General features: G+C 57.8%; 6 protein-coding genes. 4 read left to right on the forward strand and 2 right to left on the reverse strand.

Features of this window, described 5'->3' with window-relative positions; genetic code table 11:
* Positions 1-22: 22 nt before the first annotated feature.
* Together ACFQY0_RS11055 and ACFQY0_RS11060 are read right to left on the reverse strand one after the other, a co-directional pair.
* Complete coding sequence (locus ACFQY0_RS11055; RefSeq protein ID WP_379712258.1) at positions 23-1627, reverse strand: SpoIIE family protein phosphatase; 1605 nt, start codon at positions 1625-1627, stop codon at positions 23-25.
* Between the two features lie 261 nt (positions 1628-1888).
* Complete coding sequence (locus tag ACFQY0_RS11060) at positions 1889-2626, reverse strand: PEP-CTERM sorting domain-containing protein (protein WP_379712260.1); 738 nt, start codon at positions 2624-2626, stop codon at positions 1889-1891.
* Positions 2627-3117: 491 nt separating this feature from the next.
* Between ACFQY0_RS11060 and ileS the strand changes: the two genes are divergently transcribed.
* The 4 genes from ileS (at position 3118) to ACFQY0_RS11080 (ending at position 7521) form a co-directional block, all read left to right on the forward strand.
* Positions 3118-5862 (forward strand): isoleucine--tRNA ligase, encoded by a 2745-nt coding sequence (ileS, locus tag ACFQY0_RS11065; RefSeq protein ID WP_379712262.1) that lies wholly within the window; start codon positions 3118-3120, stop codon positions 5860-5862.
* A 74-nt stretch (positions 5863-5936) separates the two neighbouring features.
* Positions 5937-6545, forward strand: a complete 609-nt coding sequence (locus tag ACFQY0_RS11070) for a signal peptidase II (protein ID WP_379712264.1) — start codon at positions 5937-5939, stop codon at positions 6543-6545.
* A 311-nt stretch (positions 6546-6856) separates the two neighbouring features.
* On the forward strand, positions 6857-7054 hold the full coding sequence (locus ACFQY0_RS11075) for a hypothetical protein (protein WP_379712266.1): 198 nt from the start codon (positions 6857-6859) through the stop codon (positions 7052-7054).
* Positions 7051-7521 carry a hypothetical protein gene (locus ACFQY0_RS11080; RefSeq protein WP_379712268.1) on the forward strand — a complete coding sequence of 157 codons (471 nt, stop codon included), beginning with the start codon at positions 7051-7053 and terminating at the stop codon, positions 7519-7521. Before ACFQY0_RS11075 ends, ACFQY0_RS11080 begins: the two co-directional genes overlap by 4 nt.
* Positions 7522-7559: the final 38 nt, after the last annotated feature.

Below are 7559 nucleotides of genomic sequence, written 5' to 3' on the forward strand. Positions count from 1 at the left end.
CACCCCGCGGAGGAGGGACTCCTCAGGCTTTCCCGACTTCCATGCCTAACAGGCAGACGTCATCGCCGAAGTGGTGACCTTCGGCGTGGGCAAGCACGGTGGTGATGACGCCATCGAGCATCTCCTCGAGCGGTTCTCCCGTACGGTCTTCGATGGCCTTGATCAGGCCGGATTCGAGGAATTCGTCGCCGGCTTCGTTTTCGGCTTCGATGAGGCCGTCGGTGAAAAGGAGCAGGCGCTTGACTTGATCGAGCGGGATCTCTTGGGCGGGAAATCCTGCCTTGGGGATCAGTCCGAGTCCGGGGCCGCGCTCATCTTTCCGCGCTGCGATCTGATAGACACCCTTGCTGCCGGAGACAATGGCTCCTGGATGACCGGCGCAGGCATAGTGAATCGTGCCTTCATTGAGATCGACGACGGCGTAGAAAGCGGTGGCGAACATCGTGGCCTCAGCGCGCTCCAGGATCGAGGAAAGGCCATTGTTCAGTCCGCTGAGATAGGCGCTGGGGTCTGAGGCGCTACGCCGCTGTTTCTCCATCAGGCCGCGGAGCATGGCGACCACGAGAGCGGAGCGAACGCCGTGACCCATGACATCGCAGATGAGCAGACCGCAGACCTCGTCGGAGATGCGAACGATCTCAAAGAAGTCTCCCGCAAGCCCAGAGGTCGGTTGGTAGCGTGCTCCGAACTGGAGCTGTTGATCACTGGTGAAGATGCTCGGGAAGTGGGAGCGGGCGAGGGCCTGCTGGATCTCGCGGGCGAGCTGAACTTCCTCTTCGTAAACCTGATTCCGCTCGGCGAGTTCAGAGGCAAGGTTGGCGGCCTTGTGTTGGGCTTCGACGAGCTCGGTGACGTCGCTGGAGACACCAAAGGTGCCTTTGATTTTTCCTTTGCGATCGAACCAGGGAAACTTCGAGGTCAGCACCCAGGTGCTGCTGCGGCCTTCCCGGACCTCATGTTCGAGTTTGCCGGTGATGGAATTTCCGGTCGCCATGATTTCCTGTTCATCCCGGGCAGCGGCTTCCCAGTGTTCCGAAGCGAAGAAATCACGGTCATGCTTGCCGGTGATTTCATCGACATTGGCGACGTTGTTCCATTCGGCCATGCGCTTGTTGGCGAGAACGAAGCGGGATTTGGTGTCCTTGAAATAGACCTGCAAAGGGACGTGGTCGATGAGCAAGCGGAGTTGGTGGCGCTCTTCATCGATCTGCGCTTCCGCGGACTTCCGGCGGGAGATGTCGATCATCGAGCCGGCGATGCGGGTCGCCTGCCCTAAGCGGTTGCGGACCACCGTGCCGCGGATCCGCAACCAGCGCCAGCCGTCGCTGCCGGTATGGACGCGGCAGTCGATGGAGAAGAGCTCGGGCCCTCCCGGATCGAGAGCGTTTGCCAGCGCGGCCATGAAACGATCCCGGTCATCCTTGTGGACGGTCTTGTGCGGCGGGGTAAAGAAGTTCGGAGCCCGTTTGTCGCCGCATTCGAGGAATTCAAGAATGCGTCGTGAGTAGTAGATCTCATTCTTATCGGTCCACCAGTCCCAGATGCCCTCGTTCGATGCGCGAAGGGCGAGGTCGAGACGTCCTTCAGTCAGATCGTGGATATTTTCTCCTTCTTGCGGCGGAGTCATCAGTTTGAACTCAAGCAGCGGTGAGGCTTTCCTGCAAGCGGCATCCGGGGCAGCGAGGAGATTGGCGTTGATGGAATGTTGGAATGGAGCAATCGATGGGATTGTAGCCAATCAGAGAAGCAGGACCGTTGGGGGTGTCGATTCTTAGCCTCTAGCTCAGCCGCCTAGGAAACCTCGACATCCTGATCCCTTGTCATCACAAAAAAGAAAGCCGCTCCGTCGGTGACGGGGCGGCTTGAAACATCTCAACAAGACGATGAATCAGGCGGTGCGACGGCGGCGAAGCAGGCCAATGACTCCAAGTCCTCCGAGAAGAGCGACCGATGGCTCGGGAATTTGATGAAGCGTCAACGCATTGATTTGAGTATCAGTTCTGGCGCCGAGTTGGGTCTCGAAGGTTTGCGTTGTGGCGTCCGCAACAAAGGTGCCGGTCGCAAGAAGGGTAGGACCCCAGTCTCCCACGCTTCCACGGGCGTGGTCTGTATCGATTCCATCGACAATGTAGGACCGACCGCTTTGGCCATTTCGTCCATCCATGACGATCAGCTGAATGCGGTACATCTGTCCGATCTCGAGGGCTCCGGTTCCGAGGGTAGGAACGTCGGTTCCAGCGGGACCGGTCCCCCTGATGGTGGTCGTTCCGCCGAGAGTAAGCGTCCTTGTCACAACGGAGTTTCCGCCGAAGGTACCCGATGCAGAAAGTGGGCTAAGTGTGCTGTTGTGGAAAACCGTGGCATTGGTCCCTGCAACTCCATCGGCACTATAGGCAAATGAGAAGTCTCCGGCTGAAAAGTTGATCCCGTCGTGGGTCAATGCTCCTCCACCAAAATTCTCTGCATGAATGAGGATTCCTGAATTATTGAGAAACCCTGTCCCCAAGGTATCGTTGGCGGTGCTGGTGGTCGTGTTGGTAATGTCGCTGAGGGTCCACGAAATGGCTGCCGCTTGCGCGGAGGAAATCAATGCGATGAGGCCGCCAGTCGCGGCAAGTGTGCTCACTAGTCGTTTCATATAGGTCAGGTAGTTTTTTATGCCTCGTTACTCTGGCGAAGATTGACGTCTTTAGCCATTAAGTAGGTTGGTTTCCCTGTTGAATTGTTTCTGAAGCCTCGCTGGCTTTGCGCAGGTTCCAGCGTCTCCGGATGGTCGAGGGTGGGCGCGCTCAAACGATAAGTACTACTCCTACGGGTGGGGCTCCCCTTCGATCCGGGTTTGACAGTCCTGGTAGCGGGAGGGGGAAGAATCCGGGCGATGGAAAGGAAATGGGCCGCAGGCTTTGGTGGCGGGCGTGAGGGGGCAGACTGGTGGGATGAGGCTCTTCGTCAGGCGGGAGTGGGTTTTAGGGAAGGGATGGAAGGGTGGCTCGCCAAGCGGTGTCGCCGCTTCGCTCTGCCACCGCAGTCCAAAGTGCTTTTCGCACCCAGAATCACGGGTGTTCCCGGTGGTTGACCCCGTGGGGACGGGTTGCTAGCGTCCGCGCCCTTTCCAAAATGAGCACCGACGGAGCATACAAAGACACGATTCTGCTGCCGCAGACCGATTTCCCCATGCGGGGTGATTTGGTGAAGCGGGAGCCGGAGCGGCTCGCCCGATGGGAGTCCTTAGGTCTCTATGAGCGAATTATTGCTCGTCGCAAGTCGCAGAACGCCAAGAAGTTCATTCTTCATGATGGTCCTCCGTTTGCGAATGGCGACGTCCATATGGGCACCGCCCTGAACAAGGTGCTCAAGGATCTGGTGGTGAAATCGAAGACCATGGCGGGCTTCGAAGCACCCTTCATTCCCGGCTGGGACTGCCACGGCTTGCCGATCGAATTCAAGGTGGTGAAGCAGGCCCAAGGCCTCGAACCAGCCGAGATTCGTCGTCGATGCACCGAGTTTGCATCAAAATTCATCGATATCCAGCGCGCCTCCTTCAAGCGCCTCGGCGTTTTTGGCGATTGGGAAAACCCATACCTGACGATGGCTCCGAGCTATGAAGCCGACATCGTGCGGACTTTCTCGAAGCTGATCGAAAATGGCGTGGTCTATCAGTCGAAGAAGCCGGTCCAGTGGTCGTACGGGGCGCACACCGCGCTGGCCGAGGCGGAGGTCGAGTACAAGGATAAGACGAGCCCGGCGATTTTCGTGAAATTCCCGCTGACGCCTAGCGGTGCGGCGAAGCTCGGCATCGGTAACGCATCGATGGCGATCTGGACGACGACTCCCTGGACGCTTCCTGCCAACCTCGGCATCGCGGTGCACCCGGATTTTACCTATGTCGTCGCCGAATTCAGCGGAAATGGCCGCAAGGAGATCCTGGTGGTCGTCCGCGAGTTGGTGGAAGCGCTTTCCGAGAAGACCGGCATGCGCATCGTCAAGGTGCTGAAGGAGATCAAAGGCCGCGAGCTGGAGAAGCTTGAGGCCAAGCATCCTTTCCTCGATCGCAACTCGCTGATCATCCTCGGCCAGTTCGTCACGACCGAAACCGGCACCGGCTCGGTGCACATCGCGCCGGGTCACGGAGCGGACGACTACTCCGTCGGCCAGCAGTATGGACTCGCGGTGCTTTCACCGGTCGATGACAATGGTCAATTCACCGAAGAGTGTGGCCTGCCTGAGCTCGTCGGGCAGCATGTCTTCAAGAGCAACGAGCCCATCATCGAGCTGCTCGAAACCAAGGGCATGCTGCTGGCACAGGAGACCTACGAGCACAGCTACCCGCATTGCTGGCGATCGAAGACTCCGATCATTTTCCGTGCGGTTGAGCAGTTTTTCATCTCGCTCGACGGACTTCGGGAGAAGGCTCTAACAGAGATCGACAAGGTCGAGTGGCTGCCGGCCTGGGGCCGCAACCGCATTTATGGGACGGTGGAATCCCGTCCCGACTGGTGCATCTCGCGCCAGCGGACCTGGGGCGTGCCGCTCCCCGTGTTTTTCAAGGACGGCAAGGCCGTGCTCTGCGCCGAGACGGCCCGCAAGGTCGCCGATCTGGTGGAAAGCGAAGGCACCAACATTTGGTTCGAGCTTTCCGACGAGGAGTTGTGCGAACGCCTTGGCCTCGAAAAGGGTCTGACTCGTTGTCGCGACACGCTCGATGTGTGGATCGATTCCGGTTGCTCGCACGTCGCGGTGATGGAGAAACATCCCGAGCTTCAGGTGCCGGCGGATTTGTATCTTGAAGCGACGGACCAGCATCGCGGTTGGTTCCAGAGCTCGCTGATGATGAGCGTGGGATACCGGGGTGTGGCACCTTACAAGTCGGTGATGACTCACGGATTCGTGGTCGACAAGGACAAGAAGAAGATCTCCAAGTCCGACGCCGCGAAGTCCGGCAAGCCGACCGATGCCTCCTATTTCTACGGCAAGTATGGCTCGGACATCGTGCGCCTTTGGGTGAGCTCGGTGGACTGGCAGACGGAAGTGCCATTCGGGGAAGATCTCTTCAAACAGGTCGCCGAACCCTACCGTCGCCTGCGCAACACGCTGCGGATCCTGTTGGGGAACCTCGATGGCTTTGATCCGGAAATGGATCGCGTCGCGGCGAGCCACATGCCGTTGCTCGATCAGTGGATTCTCGAAAGGCTCAACAATGTGGTCAGCGAGTGCACGAAAGCCTATGACCGCTACGAATTCCGCAAGGTCTTCAACGAGCTGAATCAGTTCTGTGCCGCGGAGCTTTCCGCCGTTTACATCGACGCCACCAAGGACCGGATGTACTGCGATGCGAAGAACTCGGTGCGCCGCCGGGCCAGCCAGACGGCGATGTACGATGTCTTTAGTAGTTTGTGCCGCCTGCTTGCACCGATTCTCGCTTTCACGGCGGATGAGGCCTGGGAGTATGCGCCGTTTACGGAAGGCAGCGTTCACGAGCAGGACTTCCCCGAGCCGGATCCGAACTTCGCCAGCGGCGAGGCGACGACGAAGGTCGATCGCCTGATGGAGATTCGCCGCGACGTGCAGACGGCGATTGAAAGCCAGGTGCAGGCGAAGGCCTTCAAGAAGAACAACGAGGCAGCGGTGAAGCTGGTGGTGAAGGAGGGTGAGCCCGTCTATTCGCTGCTCAGTGATCGCGAGTTTGCCTGCGAATTCTTCATCGTGTCGGACTTCGATGTCTCGGCCGGGTCGAAACCATCGGTGACGGTGACAAAGTCGGATCATCCGATGTGTCCCCGCTGCCGTCGCTATGAGCCGCCGACGGCGAATGACCTTTGCAAGCGCTGCGAAGAAGTGCTTCAGACGGTTTCGCGTGCCTGACGTGCGAGGCGGCGGCAATTTCCAATGCTCAATTTTCCAATGTTAAAACGGAGGTGCGGTCTGCGACCGGTTTGATGAAAAAGGGATCAATCGTTCCATGGCTGTTGGGGGTGACCCTGCCGCTTTACATTCTGGATCAGGTAACGAAGTTTTGGACGATTGGGCGATTCTCCGAGCCGCTTCCGAATCCAGAAGTTCCGGGGACTTACTACTTCGGAACTTCGGATGAGCCGATCCAGGTGATCGAAGGCTTCTTCCGGCTGACGCGCGTCCACAATCAGGGCGTGGCCTTCGGGATGGGGAATGGGACCGACTGGGCGCCGCTGGTGTTTCCGGTCGTTTCGACGATCGCCTTCGTTCTGATCGCGCTTGGCTTGAAGAAGAAGTTCTTCGTCGGAAAGCTCGGATTGTTGGCGGTTTCGCTGCTGGTCTGCGGGATCGTTGGCAATCTAACAGACCGCCTGATTCAGGGGCGCTTGCTCGAGCGTATGGAAGGCGCGAGCGCGTGGGAAAAATTCAAGGCGGGTTATGTGGTCGACTTCATCGACGTCACGATTCCGATCATCAACTACCCGTGGCCGGTCTTCAACGTCGCCGACTCCTGCATCTGCGTGGCGGCGGTGATTCTCTTCATCTCCGGATGGAAGGAAGAGAATAAGAAGAGCGAGGCCACCGTCGATTGACCGGTGGAGCTGGTGGGCGAACTGGATGGTGGCAGGTGATCGGTGTGGAGATTCGGGATAACTACTTTTGCAGTTTTTCAACCGCAGAGGGACGGGATTAACGCAGATTGGAAAGATGAAGATGTTGTCTCAGTCATCTGAGTTGGGAGAAACTCTCTGGAGACCAAAAATCCCGTTCTCTTATCTGCGTCCATCTCGTTCATCTGCGGTTAAGGCCCTCTTCAGTCCGCGAGTCGGGTCCAAGCGCAAATGCCCAGTGTGTGGGTTTTGGCCGTCTTGACCTAGCACGGCTCATAGAGTAGTGTGCGGGTATGGAGCCAGAAACGGTAAGCTTCGAAGAACTTCAGCGCGTGAAACGTGAGATGCGCAAGGAAGATGCGCGCCGTCTAGCTGCGGGCGAGGTGACTCCAGAGCAGCTTCAGGAAGAGAATTCGATTTTCTCGAAGGATGCCAAGATGCGGATACATGATTTGGTTGGCTATGTGACGCGAACATATCTTCCAAAATGAGTGAGTCTGATGACTCCATTGGAGAGCTGACCCAGTTGCGTGATTTCAAGGAGTTCCTGAGCGCAAACGTAGGCGGTGAGTTGCCTCTCTTGGTCGGAGGTCATGCTGTCAATTTGTGGGCCCAGGTATTCCAAGATCGAATTGGATCGGAGATTGAAGAGTGGTTGCCTTTGACGAGTAAGGATCTTGATCTCTATGGCGATTCGTATCTGTTAGGGGCTTTGAAGGAAAAGTTCGGTGGGGAGTGCTTCCTTTCGGGACCAAGAGGCCCCGTGGTGGGTCGATTGGTCGTGAAGCGAAATGATCGGGAGCTTGTGATTGATGTGCTTCGGAATGTAAATGGATTGAGCCCAAAGGAGATGGCTATGGAGTCCATGAGTAAGCGCCCAACAGAGCACCTCTCGCATAGGTGCGATAATTCTGGGGGCTCCGGCTTCTATGCAACTCGGGCGACCGAGGGGCTTTGATCAGGCTGCTGGGATTCGATCCAGACGGAGGGCAGCAG

Source organism: Haloferula chungangensis (assembly GCF_042664875.1).
Taxonomy (GTDB): domain Bacteria; phylum Verrucomicrobiota; class Verrucomicrobiia; order Verrucomicrobiales; family Akkermansiaceae; genus Haloferula; species Haloferula chungangensis.